The organism is Streptomyces sp. NPDC056503 (genome assembly GCF_042794995.1).
GTDB lineage: Bacteria > Actinomycetota > Actinomycetes > Streptomycetales > Streptomycetaceae > Streptomyces.
In genome coordinates this window covers 1-16,357 of sequence record NZ_JBHTST010000015.1, presented here as the reverse complement: position 1 = coordinate 16,357, position 16,357 = coordinate 1, and the positions used below count along the sequence as shown (strand labels likewise).

The following is a 16,357-nucleotide window of genomic DNA, read 5'->3' as shown; positions in this document are numbered from 1 at the left end:
GTCGGGGGTCAGTGAATCGATGCGAGGGCGGGCGCCTCGGCCTCGGTCAAGGCCGGCGTTTCCCTGTGGTGGCGGGCCGCCACCACCCCGATGTCCGCGCGATGGCGCATTCCGGGGAAGGAGATCTTGGCGAGCTCGGCGTAGGCCTCGGCGCGGGCCGAGGCGAGGTCGGCGCCGGCGCCGACGACGTGCAGGACCCGGCCGCCGGAGCTGACCGGCCGGCCGTCCGCGTCCAGGGCCACGTTGGCGTAGAAGACCCGGGCCCGGCCCGGATCGACCTCGTCGAGACCGCTGATGGGCTGCCCCGTCTCGAAGCGGCCGAAGGGCCACCCCGGCGCGGCGTCCGGGTCCAGCGGGTCCACGCAGCCCTGGGTGAGCGCCACCGAGCAGCGCACGAGCTCGTCGGTGAGCAGCTGCTGCCGCCCGATCGTCCCGGCCAGCACGGCCTCGCAGAGCGCGGTGAAGTCGCTGCGCACGGCGGGCAGGACGGCCTCGGCCTCCGAGTCGCCGAAGCGGGTGTTGATCTCGATGACGCGCAGCCCGTCGGCGGTGCGCATGGCGCCCACGTAGACGAAGCCCGTGTAGTGCAGCCGCCGTGCCCGCAGGCCCGCCATCAGCGGGTCGAGCAGCACCCGCCGGATCTCGGCGAGCAGGGCCGGGGAGTCCTCCGGGTGCGGGGCGATGGATCCCATGCCGTCGCAGTTGCCGCCGGCGTCGCCCTCCAGGGTGCGCTTGGAGTCCAGGGCGGTCGGGAACATCAGGTAGTCCTCGCCGTCGAGCAGCGCGAAGACCGAGATCTCCCGGCCGTACAGCCGTTCCTCGACGACGACGTGGAAGTCGTCGCCCTGGGCGTCGGCGAAGCGGGAGACGGCCCGCTCGGCCTCGGCCGCGGTGTCGCAGACGATCGCCCCGTCCCCGTCCGGGGTGAGACCGTCGGTCTTCACGACACAGGCGTACGGCGCGGCGCGCACGTACTCCCGGGCCGCGTTCGGGTCGTCGAACGCCGCGTACTCCGCGGCGGGCAGGCCGTGTTCGAGGCAGAAGCGCTTGCCCTGCTCCTTGCTGCTCTCCAGCAGGGACGCGGCCTTGGAGGGGCCGATCACCTGGTGGCCGTGGGCACGGAGCTCGTCCGCGTAGCCGATGGAGAGCGCGTCGATGTTGGAGACGAACACGAAGTCCACCGGCTGCTCGGCGAGGAACCGCAGCGCCGTCGACGGATCGTCGAGACGGATCCGCGGAACGGAGACGATACGGGGCTCGTCCTGGGAGGCCTCGCAGCCGGGGCCGTAATAGACGGTCACGGTCGGATCGGTGCGTACGAACAGATCGCAGATCGCGTGACCGCGTCCGGTCCCGTCCACCACAAGTACACGACGGTTCATGGTTACTGTCCCGTGGATTCGGCGCCCGAGGGCGCGGAGGAGGCGGTCGCCGCGGCGACCTGACTCGCCGACCGACTCCATTCGGTCGGAACGACGTCGCCGGGCAGGCCGGTCATGGTGTTGTCCACCTGTCCCGCGGCGCGGAGGTGATCGGCCAGGGAGCCCCAGACCTCGGTGTACCGCTCCGGCCGGTTGCCGACGTCATCGGCCCTGATCCAGGGCGAGTTGGCCCAGTCGCAGGCCGGCATGACGTGGTGCAGGTCGTGCTGGACGGTGTCGCCGACGAGCACGAACATCCGGTAGGAGGAGTGCACGAAGAGCATCCGGAAGGTCCAGCTGCTCCACGCGGCGGCCTTGCGGCCCCCGGTGAGCGAGGCGTCCGGGACGGCCTCGCCGCAGAACCGGCCGAAGGTCAGCAGGTCCCGCTTGTCCCGGCTGAGCCGCTCCTGGTTGCCGAACAGCCACCAGCGGTGCTCGGTCATGGTGTAGAGGTACGTGCAGGACTGGAAGAACACCGACATCGGCACCAGCCACAGCACCAGCCACTCCATCCACCAGCCGGTCAGCGTGATGAAGGCGACGGTGGCGGCGAGGTAGCCGATCGACATGAAGAGCCGGTACCGGGGGGCGACCCCGAAGAAGTTGTTCTTCACCCGGCCGAAGAAGAACCGCGCGTGGTGCTTGGGCGAGAAGAGCGTGCGCCACAGGTACCGGCGGAACTCGGAGCGGGTCATGCCCGGCCGCATCCCGGTGGACAGCAGGTAGTGCGTGTCGCCGTCCTTCATGGAGCACGGGAAGGCGTGGTGCGCCAGGTGCTCCTTGCGGTTGTCGTCGTACGGCATGCGCCAGAAGAACGTGGTGATGAGCTCGCCCACGATCCGGTCGCCGCGCGCCGACTTCGTGAACATCCGGTGCAGCGTCTGGTGGACCACCACCACGTCGAGGCGGCGCATGCCGCCGCTGGTGAACAGCCAGCACAGCACGAGCACCGGGAGCGTCCAGGCCCGGAAGGGGTGGAGGGCCCAGGCCCCGACCGAGATGCCGGCCGCCATCTGCACGAGCCCGAGCAGGCCCGCCTTGGCCGGGCTCCAGGGGATCAGCTGCTTGCCGCCCTCCAGCGGGACGCCGGTGATCCAGGTCAGATACGGCTGCACGAACCCCGGAAGTCCCCGCATGGTCTCACGCGGGCTGATCTCCTGGAGGGTGTCCTCCGGGCGGCTGTTCTCCGCCATCGCTTCGCGCCCCATCAGGCACCGACAGCCGTGGTGTCACCGGTGCCGCCGAAGAGCAGGTCGTTCGTCTCGTGGGTGATGTTCCGGGTGAGGTCGGCGTTGTTCGCCCACGTCATGTTGACGATCGTGCGGGTGGTCTCGCCGCGGATCGGGTACACCCGGTGCATCGTGGTGTCCGTCTTGACGATGTACGCGTCCCCGGCCTCCAGGTGGTACGAGCGCACCTGGCTCTTCAGGAGCGCGCCGTGCACGTCCGGGTTCTCCTTGTCCCACGAGGTGTGCGGGACGGCCTGGACGAAGCCGCCGTCGCGGTACTCGGGGGCCTGGAGGACCAGGATGAAGCCGTAGGTGTAGTCGTCCCAGTGCCAGCCGTGGGTGTCGCCGGACTTGCCGAGGCGGCTGATCACGTAGTGCTCGCCGGCGTACGGGCAGGTGTGCACCTCCTCGCCGACGACCTCCGACAGGAGGTCCTTGACCGACTCGGAGAAGTACAGGGCGTCGATGAGCGGGCCGTGCTCCCTGATGACGGGCTGGCCCACGGTGGTCATCTGGCGCGGGGAGTTGTCGGTGATCGCGAAGCTGAACTTCCGGTCGACACCGTGCTCGTCCATGATCCCGAACGCCTCGGCCCGCATGGCCTCCAGCAGCTCGGGCGGGCAGAACCCGCGCAGCGGGACGATGTGCTCGTTCTTGAACTGCTCCTTGACCGCGTCGAGCGCGTCACCGGAGAAGGCCTCCGCCATGTGTTTCCGGAGAATCCCGTTCACCTCGTCGGCGACCGGCGTGGCAGAGACTGCATCCACGTGATTAATCGTCACTGGTTTCCTTCGTTTCGCTTGCTGTGAGTTGGCCGCGGTTCCCTTCGGCCCGTACGGAAAGGAAGGGCATCGACTCGGTACGGGCAGGGGTCCCGGTCACGCAGGGCGTGGTTCACCGCTTCTGCCGAACCGAGCTTGACGTGGGCGAATCCCGGCTACAAGGCCGGGAGGACTTCGTGATTGCGCCTGTCGTAAGTACGACGCTCACCCGTCGTACCGGCCGGTTTCCGGGGATTCGCCGTCGTTCTTGCGACAGGCGTGATCATGAGGTCCCCGGCGGTTGCGGGAGCCCTCGGCCGACGGGCAACCTCGTTCAGGGCGGCCGCCGTTCCGGCCGCTCCCTCCCTCGCACCGGACCCGAAGGCCCGCTGCTCCAGACCTCCCGCCCGCCACCGCGGTGCCCCCGAGACCCCTTCGGCGGGCTCTTCGCGTCCGGAAGCCTCGGTGACCCGCCGACTCGCCCGGCCACCGCGTGCCCCACGACGGATGTACGGCCGACCCCCGCCGTCGCACCCGCTCGTGCCCGCTCCTTCGCCCTTCCGCGACCAATGACCCAAGTGGGGAAAACAACCATGGCCCTGACCTCCCTTACGCCCGCCACGGAGACCGCGCCGGCCGACCGGGCCGCCTTCGCGCCGCCGCCCCCGCTGGAGCACCTGCGCTCGCCGGCCACCCGCGCCGTGCTGCGCATCCAGCAGCGGATCCTGGCGGCCGCCCGCGAACACCTCGGCGGGGAGGGCTTCATGGAGCTGCTGCCGCCCACCATCGGCGCCGTGACCGACCCCGGCTCCCGCGGCGCCAAGCAGGTGGACATCGACTACTACGGCCACACCTACAAGCTCATGACGAGCGGCATCCTCTACAAGCAGGCCTCGCTGCTCGCCTTCGACAAGATCTTCAACGTGGCGCCCAACGTGCGCCTGGAGCCCGTCGAGACGGCCACCACCCACCGTCACCTCGCCGAGTTCCACCAGATCGACGTCGAGGTCGCCGGCGCCACCCGCGAGGACGTCACGGCGCTCGCCGAGCGGCTCGTCCGGCACGTCGTGGCCGCCTGCGTCGCCGACATGACCGAGGAACTGACCCTGCTGGGCCGGGACGTCGACGCCCTCAGGGCCCTCGCCGAGACCGACTTCGAGACGATCACCCACCGCCAGGCCGCCGAGCGGCTGCACGCCCTGGGCCACGCCCAGAGCGTCGACGCCGAGATCGACTGGGTCGGCGAGGAGATCCTCTCCCGCCGCAGCCCCGGCGCCTTCTTCGTCGTCGACTACCCCAAGGGCTCCCGGGGCTTCTACGACCGGGAGAGCAGCACCGACCCCGGACTGCTGCACAACTTCGACCTGATCCTGCCCGGCGGCTACGGCGAGGTCATCAGCGGCAGCGAGCGCGAGTACGAGTACACCCGGATCATCACCCGGATGCGGGAGACCGGCGAGAACCCCGCCAAGTACCGCTGGTACCTGGACATCGCCCGGCAGGGCCTGCCCGCCAGCGCCGGCTTCGGCATCGGCCTGGAGCGGCTCACCCGCTGCGTCGCCGGCCTCGACGCCGTGTGGCGCGCCTGCTCCTTCCCGAAGATCCCCGGGGTGGTCTCGGCATGAGCGGCCACCCGCTGGGAGCGCCCGGGTACGAGGAGGAGGCGGTGCGCGACCGGGCGCGCCGCGGCGCGGCCGCCGTCTTCCCCGCACCGGAGGAGTACGGCCGGGTCCTGCTCGGTGCCGAGCCCGGCGGGCCGGCCGCGGGCGATCCGCTCGACCGCATGCGGATCGTGCCCCCGGTGTTCGTGCCGCACCGCCTGGAGAAGCTCTTCGACCTGGGCGAGGAACCGCTGCCCGGCGACGTCGACCTGACCGCCTCCGTCGGAGGCTTCTCCGCGCCGCTGCCGCTGTACGTCTCCGCCTTCGGCTCCACCCAGGTGGCGTCGTCCACCCTCGGCGAGGACCTGGGCCGGCAGGCCGGACGGCTCGGCATCCCCATGGTCATCGGCGAGAACGTCGTCCCCGTCAACGGCTACGGCCGGACCGGCGACCGGCGCCCCGGCTCGCTCCTGGCCAGGATCTCCGGCTACCTGGAGGCGGGCGGCACCTCGGGCGGCATCGTCGTCCAGCAGTCCACCCAGGACGCCGACGCCGAGGTCTGGAACCTGGTCTACAGCGACCCGAACGTGGCACCCCTCCTGGAGACCGGCCGCCTCGCCTTCGAGCTGAAGGTCGGCCAGGGCGCCAAGCCCGGCCTCGGCGGACTCACCCTCGTCGACCGGACGGCCGCCGGCTCGCTTTCCGACCGCTTCCAGATCACCGACAGCTACGGCCCCGACAGCGACCGGGTGATGCGCTGCGCGACCCCCGGCACCTTCACCGCCGAGATCCTCACCCAGCAGATCCGCCTGATGCGCAACAACTACCCGCGCTGCCGCGTCTGGGTGAAGCTGCCGCCGGGCCGCGACATCGCCCACGTCGTCGACGTGGCGCTGAGCGCCGGCGCGGACGCGGTGAGCGTCGACGGCGCCGAGGGCGGCTCGGGATGGGCGCCCCGGGTCTTCCTCTCCCAGGTCGGCCTCGGCCTCGGCGAGTGCCTCGCCCGGATCCGGGAGGCGGGCGGCACGCGCCGCGGACTGCTGGCCTCCGGACGGATCTGGGAGGGCGGCAGGGCGCTCAAGTGCCTGGCCCTCGGCGCCGACGCCGTCGGCCTCGGCCGCGCCGCCCTGCTCGCCGTCGACGAAGACCCCCGCGAGGGCCTGGTCCGCCTGGTCGAGGCCCTCCGGTTCGAGCTCCAGCTGCTGATCAGCGCGCTGGGCAAGTACGACCTCTCCACCCTCTCGCCAGAGGACCTCTGGCTACCGCATCCGGAAGGGGCCGCCACCGCGGCCGCTCCGGCCGACTCCGTCATGGGACAGGTGTGATGAACGACCTCGAGAAGCTGAAGGACGAGCTGAACGACGAGGAGCGCAAGGTGCTCGGCGTCCCCGCGGCGGAACCCGCCGAGGCCGTCGAGTACTTCTACCGCACGAAACTGCGCTGCGAGACGGACCCCTACGACGTGAACCACGACCTGGTCGCGGGCATCGGCGGCTTCGTCGTCCTCGACGTCCGCCGGCCCGCGTCGTACCGCGACGAGCACGTCGCCGGGGCCCGCAACCTCTCGCACCACGACATGACCCCCGAGGTGATCGCCGCGCTCGACCCGGAGCAGGTCTACGTCACGTACGGCTGGGGCCCCGGCTGCAACGGCGGCACCAGGGGCGCGGCCAAGCTCGCCGCCCACGGCCTGCGCGTCAAGGAGATGCTGGGCGGGCTCGAGTACTGGAAGCGCCAGGGCTTCCCCGTGGAGTCCGGGAGTTGACCCTCCGGCGCCGGGCCGCCGGCCCCGCCCTCCACGAGTCCCTGCTGCTCGCCTTCGCCGGCGCCTGTGACCAGGCCGCCGTGCGCCGGTGGCACCGGGAGCTCGGGTACGGGCTGGCCGCCGCCGTCCTCCTGGACCTGGAGCGGACGGGGCGGGTCGAGGTGCTCCCGGACCAGGTACTGGTCAGGGACGCCTCGGCGGCCGACGACCCGGTCGCCGACGCACTGCTCGAACGGATGGTGCTGGCCGACCGCGCGCACGCCGCCCGCGCCTGGCTGGAGACCCTGGCGGGCGGCATGCTCACCGCCGTCCGCGACCAGCTGCTGGCCACCGGCCGGCTGACCCCGGCACGGCGCAGGAGGCTCGGACTGTTCCCGGTGGTCGACCACCTCCCGGCCGACGAGCGGGCGGCGGCCCGGCTCGTCGCCCTGGTGCGTACGGCCTCCGGGACCCCCGGCGCCGGCGGCGACACCGCCGGTGTCCTGGCCCCCCTGATCGGGGCCGCCCGGCTGGGCAGGGCGATGGGGTGCCCACCGGCCCACTGGGACCACTGCCCGCGACCCGTGGCGGTGGTCGCCAAGGACCTCTCGCTGGCCGTCGCGGCGGCCGGCGTCCCCCTCGCGTTCGGCGGCTGAGATCCGGTCGCCCCCACAGGAAGAAGAAGACGATGGACACGCAGGACAACGTGGCCGGCCCGCTGCCGCGGCAGGTGGCGGACGGCTATGTGGAGGCGCTCGTCGCCCTAGACCCGCTCACCGGCAGCTACCTCGGCGCGCGGGAGTGCGACCGCAGGCTCCCCGACCTCTCGCCCGCCGGGCAGGAGGCCGTGAAGGCGCTGGTGTCGCGCACCCTCGACGAGCTGTCGGAGGCGGAGAAGCGCCCGGGCGCCGACAGCGTCGCCGAGCGGCGCTGCGCCGGCCTGCTGCGCGAGCGGCTCACCGTGGACCTGGAGGTCCGCGAGGCCGGCGAAGGACTGCGGGCGGTCAGCAACATCCACTCGCCGGTGCACCAGGTGCGCAAGGCGTTCGCCGCCATGCCGACGGGCGACGACGAGGACTGGCGGGTGATCGCCGAGCGCCTGCGGGCCGTCCCGGCGGCCCTGGAGGGCTACCGGGCCTCGCTCACCCTGGGACTGGAGCGCGGCCTGCTCGGCGCCCCCCGCCCGACGGCGACCTTCGTCGCCCAGCTCACGGAGTGGGTGGGCGACGGCCGCGGCTGGTTCGACGAGCTGGTGGCGCCCGCGCCCGAGGGACTCGGCGTGGAGCCGGACCTGGCGTCGACGGCCGCCCGGGCGACCGCGGCCGTGGCGGAGCTGCGGGACTGGATGCGGGACGTGTACGCGCCCGCCGTCGCCGGCGCGCCCGAGACGGCCGGCCGCGAGCGCTACGCCCGCTGGTCGCGCTGGTTCAACGGCGCCGACTTCGACTTCGACGAGGCGTACGCGTACGGCTGGTCCGAGTACTACCGGCTGCTCGGCGAGATGAAGGCCGAGGCCGCGAAGATCCTGCCGGACGCGGGCCCCTGGGAGGCGCTCGCGCACCTGGAGGAGCACGGCACGCGCATCGAGGGCGTGGAGGAGACCAGGCTCTGGCTGCAGAGGCTGATGGACGAGACGATCGAGGCGCTCGACGGCACCCACTTCGAACTCGCCGAGCCCATCCGCACGGTGGAGTCCCGGATCGCCCCGGCGGGAGGTTCGGCGGCCCCGTACTACTCGGCGCCCTCGGAGGACTTCTCCCGCCCCGGCCGCACCTGGCTGCCCACCCTCGGCGAGACCAGCTTCCCGGTCTTCAACCTGGTGTCCACCTGGTACCACGAGGGCGTGCCGGGCCATCACCTCCAGCTCGGCCAGTGGGCGTACGTCGCCGACCGGCTCTCCCGCTACCAGGCGACGATCGGCCAGGTCGAGGCGAACTCGGAGGGCTGGGCGCTCTACGCCGAGCGCCTGATGGACGAACTCGGCTACCTCGACGACGTGGAGAAGCGCCTCGGCTACCTCGACGCCCAGATGATGCGGGCCTGCCGGGTCATCATCGACATCGGCATGCACCTGGAGCTGGAGATCCCGAAGGACGCGGCCTTCCACCCGGGCGAGCGCTGGACGCCCGACCTGGCCGAGGAGTTCTTCGCGAGCCACAGCGGCCGGCCCGCCGAGTTCATCCGCAGCGAGCTGACCCGCTACCTCTCGATGCCGGGACAGGCGATCGGCTACAAGCTGGGCGAGCGTGCCTGGCTGCGGGGCCGGGAGAACGCCCGCGCCGCGCACGGCGACGCCTTCGACGCCAAGGCCTGGCACATGGCGGCGCTGTCGCTCGGCTCCCTGGGCCTCGACGACCTGGTGGCGGAGCTCTCGGCGCTGTGACACCGGCACCGTGAGGCGCGGCCCGGGACGGGGACCCGGGCCGCGCTATCCGATGACCAGGTTCTTCTGGTGGATGAGGTACCCCAGCTGGAGCCGGCTCCCCGCGCCCACGCGGGCCATGATGTCCGAGACGTGCCGCTGACAGGTGCGGACCGAGATGCCGAGGGCGCGGGCCGCCGCCCGGTCGTCGGCGCCCTCGATCAGCAGGCTCATGATGGCCTGCTTGGTCTGGTCGGTGAGGTCCTGGACGAAGGGCCGGTCGTGCCCCTGGTCGATGGGCTCGCCGCGCACCCAGAGCAGCTGGAAGATCTGCACCATGAACTTGCAGATCGCCGCGTCGCGGATGACGACGGCGCCTCCGCTGGCGTCGCCGAGCGGGATGACCGCCGTCTCGCGGTCGAAGACCAGCAGCCGCATGAGGCCGCCGGTGATGGTGCGGATCTGGGCGCCGTGCGAGGAGAGCAGCGCGGCGTGCTGGCTGGTGCTCGGGTCGAAGCGGGCCGAGTACTGGTAGAGCGTACGGAGCGCGATGCCCCGCTTCAGCAGGTCCAGGTCGCGCTCGGACGCCTCGGCCAGCTCGCTCTCGGGCCGGGGTCCGCCGGGCTGGGCGGCGAGCACCTCCTCCTTGCAGGTGACGGCGAGGTGGGTGAGGAGTTCCCGGATCGCGGCGATCGAGGTGATCCACTCCAGCGGGGGCGCCTGTCCGTCGTCGGCGCGGGCGTGGATCGCCGTGAGCGACATGATCTGGTCACGCAGCAGGGACAGCCGTCTGCGCTCCTCCAGCAGACGCGCCTCGTGGACGTCGATCCTCTCGATCGAGGACTCGGAGGGGGGCACGGCCGTCACCAGCTCCGCCCCGACCCTGCGCAGCAGGTCGAGACGGAGCAGTGAGTCCAGCGCTTCCTCGGCCTCTTCCGGGCTGCAATCGGCCACATCCGCCGCGACGGCGACGTTGAGCACGGTTCTGTGGGCGATGTGACGGTAGAGCTCCATCGCTACCGGCTGGAGGGTAGGAACGGAACCTTCTATGTCAGGTGAACGGGTATCTTCTGAGGACATCTCGCGCTGTCTTTCTTGTGACAGTCTTGAATGTGAGAGCGACTGGATCTTGCCAGTTGCGAGAAGTTCGCGCCACCCTGCGAGGCGCTCGGGAAGGCGAGTCCAGGCCCCCCACCTGCAAGCGGCCTGTGACCCCCACAAAAAGAATGTCAAGTTCCGTAAATGAAAATGCGCCAGCCCCCCTCCCGCGTCCTGGACGCGGGAGGGGGGCCGGGTTTGCGCGTAGGCCCCTGGGGCGGCTCCGTCAGCCCCAGCCGGTGTCGTTGCCGGGGTTGTTGGCGACCGAGGCGACGACGGCGCCGGTCTCCGGCACGCCGGCCACCCCGAGAGTGACCACCACGCCAAACGCGACCAAGGCAAAGATTCTCGCAAGCATGACAGTCAACCTTTCAATGACCCGAACCGCAGTGGGCCTCGGATTCGGAGCAACCCCCCTGGTTGCTGTCCAAATTCTGTCGCGCCCCGCTTCACCCCATCAAGATCCGCCGGTCTTCCTGTTTACGACTGTCCTAAGCGTGACAGTGATCGCGGATTCCGTTTCCGACTTCACCGGCCGTTCCGTTCCGTGCCGTACGGGCGGGCGCGCGGGCCCGTGCGCGAGGATGGGGGCATGTCCAACCGACTCGCTCAGGCCACGTCCCCGTACCTCCTCCAGCACGCGGACAACCCCGTCGACTGGTGGCCCTGGTCGCCCGAGGCCTTCGAGGAGGCCCGCCGCCGGGACGTCCCCGTACTGCTCAGCGTCGGTTACAGCTCGTGCCACTGGTGCCACGTCATGGCGCACGAGTCTTTCGAGGACGAGGCCATCGCCGCGCTGGTCAACGAGCACTTCGTCGCCGTCAAGGTCGACCGGGAGGAACGGCCCGACGTCGACGCCGTCTACATGGAGGCCGTGCAGGCGGCCACCGGCCAGGGCGGCTGGCCCATGACCGTCTTCCTCACCCCCGACGCCGCCCCCTTCTACTTCGGCACCTACTTCCCGCCCGAGCCCCGCCACGGCATGCCGTCCTTCCCCGAGGTCCTCGAAGGCGTCCACGCCGCCTGGACCGACCGCCGCGGCGAGGTCGCCGAGGTCGCCGACAGGATCGTGAAGGACCTCGCCGGCCGCTCCCTCGCCGTCGCCGGCGACGGGCTCCCCGGCGAGGAGGAACTCGCCGCCGCCCTCCTCGGCCTCACCCGCGAGTACGACGCCACCCGGGGCGGCTTCGGCGGCGCCCCCAAGTTCCCGCCGTCGATGGCCCTGGAGTTCCTCCTCCGCCACCACGCCCGCACCGGTGCCGAGGGCGCCCTCCAGATGGCCGCCGACACCTGCGAGGCGATGGCCCGCGGCGGCATCTACGACCAGCTCGGCGGCGGCTTCGCCCGCTACGCCGTGGACCGCGCCTGGGTCGTCCCCCACTTCGAGAAGATGCTGTACGACAACGCCCTGCTCTGCCGCGTCTACACCCACCTGTGGAAGGCCACCGGCAGCGACCTCGCCCGCCGCGTCGCCCTGGAGACCGCCGACTTCCTGGTCCGCGAACTCCGCACCCCCGAAGGCGGCTTCGCCTCCGCCCTCGACGCCGACAGCGACGACGGCGCGGGCCGGCACGTCGAGGGCGCCTACTACGTCTGGACCCCCGCCCAGCTGGTGGAGGCCCTCGGCCCGGAGGACGCCGTCCTCGCCGCCACCCACTACGGCGTCACCGAGGAGGGCACCTTCGAGCACGGCGCCTCCGTCCTCCAGCTCCCCCAGGAGGCGGGTCCCGCCGACGCCGGCCGGATCGCCTCCATCCGCACCCGGCTGCACGCGGCCCGCGAGCGCCGCGAGCGCCCCGGCCGCGACGACAAGATCGTCGCCGCCTGGAACGGCCTCGCGGTCGCCGCGCTCGCCGAGGCCGGCGCCCTCTTCGACCGCCCCGACCTGGTCGAGCGCGCCACCGAGGCCGCCGACCTGCTGGTCCGCCTCCACCTCGACGACGCCGGCCGGCTCGCCCGCACCTCGAAGGACGGACGGGCCGGCGCCCACGCGGGCGTCCTGGAGGACTACGCCGACGTCGCCGAAGGCTTCCTCGCCCTCGCCGCCGTCACCGGCGAGGGCGCCTGGCTCGACTTCGCCGGCCTCCTCCTGGACCACGTCCTCGACCGCTTCACCGCCGAGGGCGGGGCGCTGTACGACACGGCCCACGACGCCGAGACCCTCATCCGGCGCCCCCAGGACCCCACCGACAACGCCACCCCGTCCGGCTGGACCGCCGCCGCCGGCGCGCTGCTCTCGTACGCGGCCCACACCGGCTCGGAGGCCCACCGGGCCGCCGCCGAGGGAGCCCTCGGCGTGGTCAAGGCGCTCGGCCCGCGCGCCCCCCGCTTCATCGGCTGGGGCCTCGCCGTCGCCGAGGCCCTGCTCGACGGCCCCCGGGAGATCGCCGTCGTCGGCGCCGCCGCCGACCCGGCCTTCCAGGAGCTGCGCCGTACGGCCCTGAGGGCGACCACGCCCGGAGCGGTCATCGCCTCCGGAGCCCCCGACGGCGAGGAGTTCCCGCTCCTGCGCGACCGCCCCCTGGTCGCCGGGGCGCCCGCCGCGTACGTCTGCCGTCACTTCACCTGCGACGCCCCCGTCACCGACCCGGACGCCCTGGCCCGGCTGCTGCGCTGAGCCCCGAACGGAGACGGCCCCGCCGCCCCTCCCGAAGGAGGGCCGGCGGGGCCGCGCCGTGGCCGAGCGCCGTCGCTCAGCTGTTGCCGGCGCCGTTGCCGGACAGCACGGGGATGTCGCTGAGGATGTGCGACAGCGGCTCGTCACCCTTGGCCTGGGTGGAGTTCTCGACGCACTGCTGGTTCTGCGGGGAGGACAGGACGTTGATGTCCTGGACCGCGATCGGGATGGCGCCGATCAGCGAACCGGCGTTGACCTTGGCCGGCAGGCCGACGCACGGCTTGTTCAGGGAACCCTGGACGAGCGCGAACTGCGGGCTCATGTTGCCGTGGGTGGCGGAGTTGCCGAACTCCTGGTGCGCGCCGTTTCCGGAGAGCGAGGTGGTGCCACCGTCGTCGGCGATCGCGAGCGCCTGCCCGGCCGTCGCGCCGACGACCGAAACAGCCACCGCAGCGGTCGCGAGGAGCTTCTTCATGTTCTGGCCTTTCGGATGACTGGCTCGCGCTGAGTGCCGAGCCGTGCTGATCAACTGGTCGGAGGGGCTGAGGTTCCGGTATGTCCACCGGACGGCCTACGGGCAGATGAGCGAAGACCCCCGGGCGGGCGCGTAGTCGGCGACGGAGAGCTCGCTGGGCGCGATCAGGTCGCCGGACGGCAGCGGCCGGTCCGCGCGCAGCCGCGCGAAGACCTCCGCCGCCCCCTCCTCGTCCCAGCCCACGGTGGACCCGGCCCCTTCGACGACCGGGTTGAAGCCGCGTACGGGCACCGTCGCGAACTCGGTGCGGGACGGCCCGACCGCCTTCAGCCGGGTGGCGAGCGTGAGGAGTTCGGCCGTCGAGACGCCCCGCTCGGCGGCGGCCGTGCCGCGCAGGACCGAGGCGAGCGCCCTCAGCTTCGCCGGGTCCCCGAGAATCCCTTCGGCGCGGACCCGGTCCAGCATGTTGACGAGGAACTTCTGCTGCTTGCGGATGCGGCCGAAGTCCATCTCCCCGTCGGCCTTCCGCGACCGCACGTACTGGAGCCCCTCGCCGCCGCCCACCCGCCGGGTCCCCACCGCCAGGTCGAGCCCGGTCGCCAGGTCCTTCAGCGGCTTCTCCGTACAGATGGGCACCCCCTCGTCGACCCGGTCGACGCTGTCCATGAACCGCCGGAAGTCGACTTCGAGGTAGCGGTGCACGGTGAGCCCGGTCGCCGCCTCGACGGTCTCGACGGTCAGGGCCGAACCGCCCTCCGCGTGCGCCGCGTTGATCTTCGCGAGATGGGAGTCGTGGAGGGCGCCGGTCCGCTGGTCGGTGTGCGGGCCGGGGAGTTCGGCGAGCGAGTCGCGGGGCAGCGAGACCACGCTGACCCGGTCGTACCCGGCGGAGACGTGCACGAGCATGATCACGTCCGTGCAGTCGCAGCCCTGGCCGCCGAGCCGGAAGCGTTCCTTCTCCTCGGCGGTGATCCCCGTCCGGGAGTCGACGCCGACGAGGAGCAGGTTCAGTCCCTGTTCGGGGGACGGGAGTTCGGGGGGACCGCCGAGGGCGGAGGCGAGGGCTCCGGGGGCGAGCGCGAGAAGCGCCGCCGGTGCGAGCAGGAGCCGCCACGGACGCGGGAATCTCATGGCCGCACGCTATTTCGACCCCGCTCGCACACAGATACGCGACGCGGCATCGGGCGTGTGAATCACTCGGTTGCGAGGCTTGTGTAATGATGCGGGAATAGCAGCGGAAGGAGCGAGGATGGCGCCGCCGGTTCCCGGTAATCCCGGGAAATGGGAACGGATGGCCTTCATTCCGAAGAGCCGGTATGTGAGCGAACCGCCGACCGCCGACCGGGCGCCGTCCTCCCGGCAATTCCCGGTCTATTCCGCCCTGGTGACCCAGTGGGTGCAGGCGGGTCGGACGGTGCCGGGCATGCCGGACCGGGAGTGGGAGCGGCTGGTCTCCACCCCCGTCTGGCCGCGCTAGCGGAGCCGGTACGCGCGAAGGGGCCGCCCTGGCGGGGCGGCCCCTCGACGTGCGGGAGGGACGGTCAGCTGTTGCCGATGCCGTTCCCGGACAGCACCGGGATGTCCTCCAGCAGGTGCGACAGCGGCTCGTCGCCCTTGGCCTGCGTCGAGTTCTCGACGCACTGCTGGTTCTGCGGGGAGGACAGGACGTTGACGTCCTGGACCGCGATCGGGATCAGGCCCGCGACCGAACCGGCGTTGAGCTTCGCCGGCAGACCGATGCACGGCTTGTTCAGGGAGCCCTGGACCAGCGCGAACTGCGGGCTCATGTTCCCGTACGTGGTGGAGTTGCCGTACTCCTGGTGGGCGAAGTTGCCGCTCTTGGAGGTGGTGCCGCCGTCGTCGGCGATGGCGAGGGCGGGGGTGGCCGCGGCGGCGCTGACGCCGACGATCGAGGCGGCGGCGGCCGCGGTGGCCATGACCTTCTTGATCACGGGATTTCCCTTCTAGAACCGGCTCCGTGCAGGGAGCCCCCTGATCAACTCGCTCCGGAGCGGCGGGTTCCGCCCTGTCACCCCGTTGGCGGAGCGCACGCGGCAGCGCTCGTCGTGGTTCCCAGTCGATCGGGTGAAGCACCGGAACCTCGCCCCCCGGCCGCAGTTGATCCGGTCGCATCCATCACGTCGATCGGTGCGAACAGAAACGGATTCACCGTGATCAAGAAGATGATGGCGGCCGCGGCCGTCACCGCTTCGGCCGTCGGCGTCGCCGCCGCGGCCGCCGCCCCCGCGATGGCCATCGCCAACGACGGCGGCACGACCTCCCTCTCGGGGAACGGCGCCCACCAGGCGTTCGGTAACTCCACCACCGAGGGGCACCTGAGCCCGCAGTTCTCCGCCGTCCAGGGCTCGCTGAACAAGCTCTGCCTGGGCGCCCCGGTCAAGGGCAACGTCGGCTCGGTCATCGGCGTGCTCATCCCGGTCGCGGTCCAGGACGTCAACGTCCTGTCCTCCCCGCAGAACCAGCAGTGCGCGGAGAACTCGACCCAGGCCAAGGGCGACGAGCCGCTGTCGCACGTCCTGGAGGACATCCCGGTCCTCTCCGGGAACGGCATCGGCAACAACTGATCCCGAAGCGCGCCGCGGGGCCGGAGGAATTCCTTCCTCCGGCCCTGTGTCGTGCGCGCAACGGAGTGAATGCCGGGCCGGGGACCGCAATTCCCGGTTTCCTTCGCGGGAGGTTGTCGTTGTCCGTGTGTGCGACGGAAGCCGATCTTCCGTCGCGGAAAAGGAGCCAGACGAAATGAAGTGCAAGAAGGCTGCCGCCGTCATCGCCGGAGTCATCATGGCCATGGGCGCGGCCACCCCCGCCTTCGCCGACGCCGACGCGTACGGTGCCGCCATCGGTTCGCCGGGTGTCCTCTCGGGCAACGTCGTCCAGGTCCCGATCCACATCCCGATCAACGCCTGCGGCAACAGCGTCAACGTCATCGGCGCGCTGAACCCGGCCGCCGGCAACGTCTGCATCAACGCCTGACCCGGACCGCCGCGGTCACGTCCACGGCACCGGCCGGCCCCGGGAAGCCCATCCG

At 71.8% G+C, this 16,357-nt stretch carries 16 protein-coding genes; 9 read left to right on the top strand and 7 right to left on the bottom strand.

From position 1 onward, the window contains the following. Positions 1 to 8: 8 nt before the first annotated feature. From purD to ACFQ8C_RS06865, 3 genes are read right to left on the bottom strand one after another with little or no spacing between them, the layout of a single operon-like run. Positions 9 to 1,382 carry a phosphoribosylamine--glycine ligase gene (gene purD, locus ACFQ8C_RS06875; protein ID WP_383453021.1) on the bottom strand — a complete coding sequence of 458 codons (1,374 nt, stop codon included), beginning with the start codon at positions 1,380 to 1,382 and terminating at the stop codon, positions 9 to 11. 2 nt (positions 1,383 to 1,384) lie between these two features. After that, positions 1,385 to 2,614, bottom strand: coding sequence for a fatty acid desaturase (locus tag ACFQ8C_RS06870; protein ID WP_383453019.1), 1,230 nt, complete (start codon positions 2,612 to 2,614; stop codon positions 1,385 to 1,387). Between the two features lie 14 nt (positions 2,615 to 2,628). Next, complete coding sequence (locus ACFQ8C_RS06865; RefSeq protein WP_383453017.1) at positions 2,629 to 3,417, bottom strand: hypothetical protein; 789 nt, start codon at positions 3,415 to 3,417, stop codon at positions 2,629 to 2,631. A 587-nt stretch (positions 3,418 to 4,004) separates the two neighbouring features. Here ACFQ8C_RS06865 and ACFQ8C_RS06860 point away from each other — a divergent pair. The 5 genes from ACFQ8C_RS06860 to ACFQ8C_RS06840 are packed head-to-tail and all read left to right on the top strand — an operon-like array spanning position 4,005 to position 9,139. Next, a complete protein-coding gene (locus ACFQ8C_RS06860) occupies positions 4,005 to 5,036 on the top strand; it encodes an asparagine synthetase A (RefSeq protein WP_383453015.1) in 1,032 nt (343 codons plus the stop codon). Beyond that, positions 5,033 to 6,337, top strand: coding sequence for a glutamate synthase-related protein (locus tag ACFQ8C_RS06855; protein ID WP_383453013.1), 1,305 nt, complete (start codon positions 5,033 to 5,035; stop codon positions 6,335 to 6,337). The genes ACFQ8C_RS06860 and ACFQ8C_RS06855 overlap by 4 nt, the downstream gene beginning before the upstream one ends. Beyond that, entirely contained in the window at positions 6,337 to 6,777 is a 441-nt protein-coding gene (locus ACFQ8C_RS06850; protein WP_383453011.1) for a rhodanese-like domain-containing protein, read from the top strand. Before ACFQ8C_RS06855 ends, ACFQ8C_RS06850 begins: the two co-directional genes overlap by 1 nt. Beyond that, complete coding sequence (locus ACFQ8C_RS06845; RefSeq protein ID WP_383453009.1) at positions 6,774 to 7,412, top strand: GPP34 family phosphoprotein; 639 nt, start codon at positions 6,774 to 6,776, stop codon at positions 7,410 to 7,412. Before ACFQ8C_RS06850 ends, ACFQ8C_RS06845 begins: the two co-directional genes overlap by 4 nt. A gap of 32 nt (positions 7,413 to 7,444) precedes the next feature. Further along, positions 7,445 to 9,139 carry a DUF885 domain-containing protein gene (locus tag ACFQ8C_RS06840; RefSeq protein WP_383453007.1) on the top strand — a complete coding sequence of 565 codons (1,695 nt, stop codon included), beginning with the start codon at positions 7,445 to 7,447 and terminating at the stop codon, positions 9,137 to 9,139. A gap of 45 nt (positions 9,140 to 9,184) precedes the next feature. On the opposite strand, the gene ACFQ8C_RS06835 is transcribed toward ACFQ8C_RS06840, so the two are convergent. After that, on the bottom strand, positions 9,185 to 10,132 hold the full coding sequence (locus tag ACFQ8C_RS06835; protein WP_383453005.1) for a LuxR C-terminal-related transcriptional regulator: 948 nt from the start codon (positions 10,130 to 10,132) through the stop codon (positions 9,185 to 9,187). Positions 10,133 to 10,808: 676 nt separating this feature from the next. On the opposite strand from ACFQ8C_RS06835, the gene ACFQ8C_RS06830 reads away from it, so the two are divergent. Continuing rightward, the gene (locus ACFQ8C_RS06830) at positions 10,809 to 12,833 is read left to right on the top strand and encodes a thioredoxin domain-containing protein (RefSeq protein WP_383453003.1); all 2,025 of its coding nucleotides are present in this window, start codon (positions 10,809 to 10,811) and stop codon (positions 12,831 to 12,833) included. A gap of 76 nt (positions 12,834 to 12,909) precedes the next feature. Here the strand turns inward: ACFQ8C_RS06830 and ACFQ8C_RS06825 are convergent, their stop codons facing one another. Then, positions 12,910 to 13,308 carry a rodlin gene (locus tag ACFQ8C_RS06825; protein ID WP_383453001.1) on the bottom strand — a complete coding sequence of 133 codons (399 nt, stop codon included), beginning with the start codon at positions 13,306 to 13,308 and terminating at the stop codon, positions 12,910 to 12,912. Between the two features lie 96 nt (positions 13,309 to 13,404). After that, the gene (locus ACFQ8C_RS06820; RefSeq protein WP_383452999.1) at positions 13,405 to 14,439 is read right to left on the bottom strand and encodes an LCP family protein; all 1,035 of its coding nucleotides are present in this window, start codon (positions 14,437 to 14,439) and stop codon (positions 13,405 to 13,407) included. 187 nt (positions 14,440 to 14,626) lie between these two features. Here ACFQ8C_RS06820 and ACFQ8C_RS06815 point away from each other — a divergent pair, with 187 nt between their 5' ends. After that, positions 14,627 to 14,785, top strand: a complete 159-nt coding sequence (locus tag ACFQ8C_RS06815; RefSeq protein WP_383452997.1) for a hypothetical protein — start codon at positions 14,627 to 14,629, stop codon at positions 14,783 to 14,785. Positions 14,786 to 14,849: 64 nt separating this feature from the next. Here ACFQ8C_RS06815 and ACFQ8C_RS06810 read toward each other — a convergent pair whose 3' ends face one another. Then, positions 14,850 to 15,260 (bottom strand): rodlin, encoded by a 411-nt coding sequence (locus tag ACFQ8C_RS06810; protein WP_383452995.1) that lies wholly within the window; start codon positions 15,258 to 15,260, stop codon positions 14,850 to 14,852. Between the two features lie 222 nt (positions 15,261 to 15,482). Between ACFQ8C_RS06810 and ACFQ8C_RS06805 the strand changes: the two genes are divergently transcribed. Both ACFQ8C_RS06805 and ACFQ8C_RS06800 read left to right on the top strand, forming a co-directional pair. Continuing rightward, entirely contained in the window at positions 15,483 to 15,893 is a 411-nt protein-coding gene (locus ACFQ8C_RS06805) for a rodlin (protein ID WP_383453065.1), read from the top strand. Positions 15,894 to 16,068: 175 nt separating this feature from the next. Beyond that, complete coding sequence (locus ACFQ8C_RS06800; protein ID WP_383452993.1) at positions 16,069 to 16,302, top strand: chaplin; 234 nt, start codon at positions 16,069 to 16,071, stop codon at positions 16,300 to 16,302. The last annotated feature ends 55 nt before the right edge of the window (positions 16,303 to 16,357 follow it).

Excerpts from the sequence above, each read along its gene's own strand:
- ACFQ8C_RS06825 (WP_383453001.1), bottom strand. The coding sequence starts at position 13,308 with ATGAAGAAGCTCCTCGCGACCGCTGCGGTGGCTGTTTCGGTCGTCGGC.
- purD (WP_383453021.1), bottom strand. The coding sequence starts at position 1,382 with ATGAACCGTCGTGTACTTGTGGTGGACGGGACCGGACGCGGTCACGCG.
- ACFQ8C_RS06820 (WP_383452999.1), bottom strand. The coding sequence starts at position 14,439 with ATGAGATTCCCGCGTCCGTGGCGGCTCCTGCTCGCACCGGCGGCGCTT.
- ACFQ8C_RS06855 (WP_383453013.1), top strand. The coding sequence starts at position 5,033 with ATGAGCGGCCACCCGCTGGGAGCGCCCGGGTACGAGGAGGAGGCGGTG.
- ACFQ8C_RS06835 (WP_383453005.1), bottom strand. The coding sequence starts at position 10,132 with ATGGAGCTCTACCGTCACATCGCCCACAGAACCGTGCTCAACGTCGCC.
- ACFQ8C_RS06870 (WP_383453019.1), bottom strand. The coding sequence starts at position 2,614 with ATGGCGGAGAACAGCCGCCCGGAGGACACCCTCCAGGAGATCAGCCCG.
- ACFQ8C_RS06800 (WP_383452993.1), top strand. The coding sequence starts at position 16,069 with ATGAAGTGCAAGAAGGCTGCCGCCGTCATCGCCGGAGTCATCATGGCC.
- ACFQ8C_RS06860 (WP_383453015.1), top strand. The coding sequence starts at position 4,005 with ATGGCCCTGACCTCCCTTACGCCCGCCACGGAGACCGCGCCGGCCGAC.
- ACFQ8C_RS06850 (WP_383453011.1), top strand. The coding sequence starts at position 6,337 with ATGAACGACCTCGAGAAGCTGAAGGACGAGCTGAACGACGAGGAGCGC.
- ACFQ8C_RS06840 (WP_383453007.1), top strand. The coding sequence starts at position 7,445 with ATGGACACGCAGGACAACGTGGCCGGCCCGCTGCCGCGGCAGGTGGCG.
- ACFQ8C_RS06830 (WP_383453003.1), top strand. The coding sequence starts at position 10,809 with ATGTCCAACCGACTCGCTCAGGCCACGTCCCCGTACCTCCTCCAGCAC.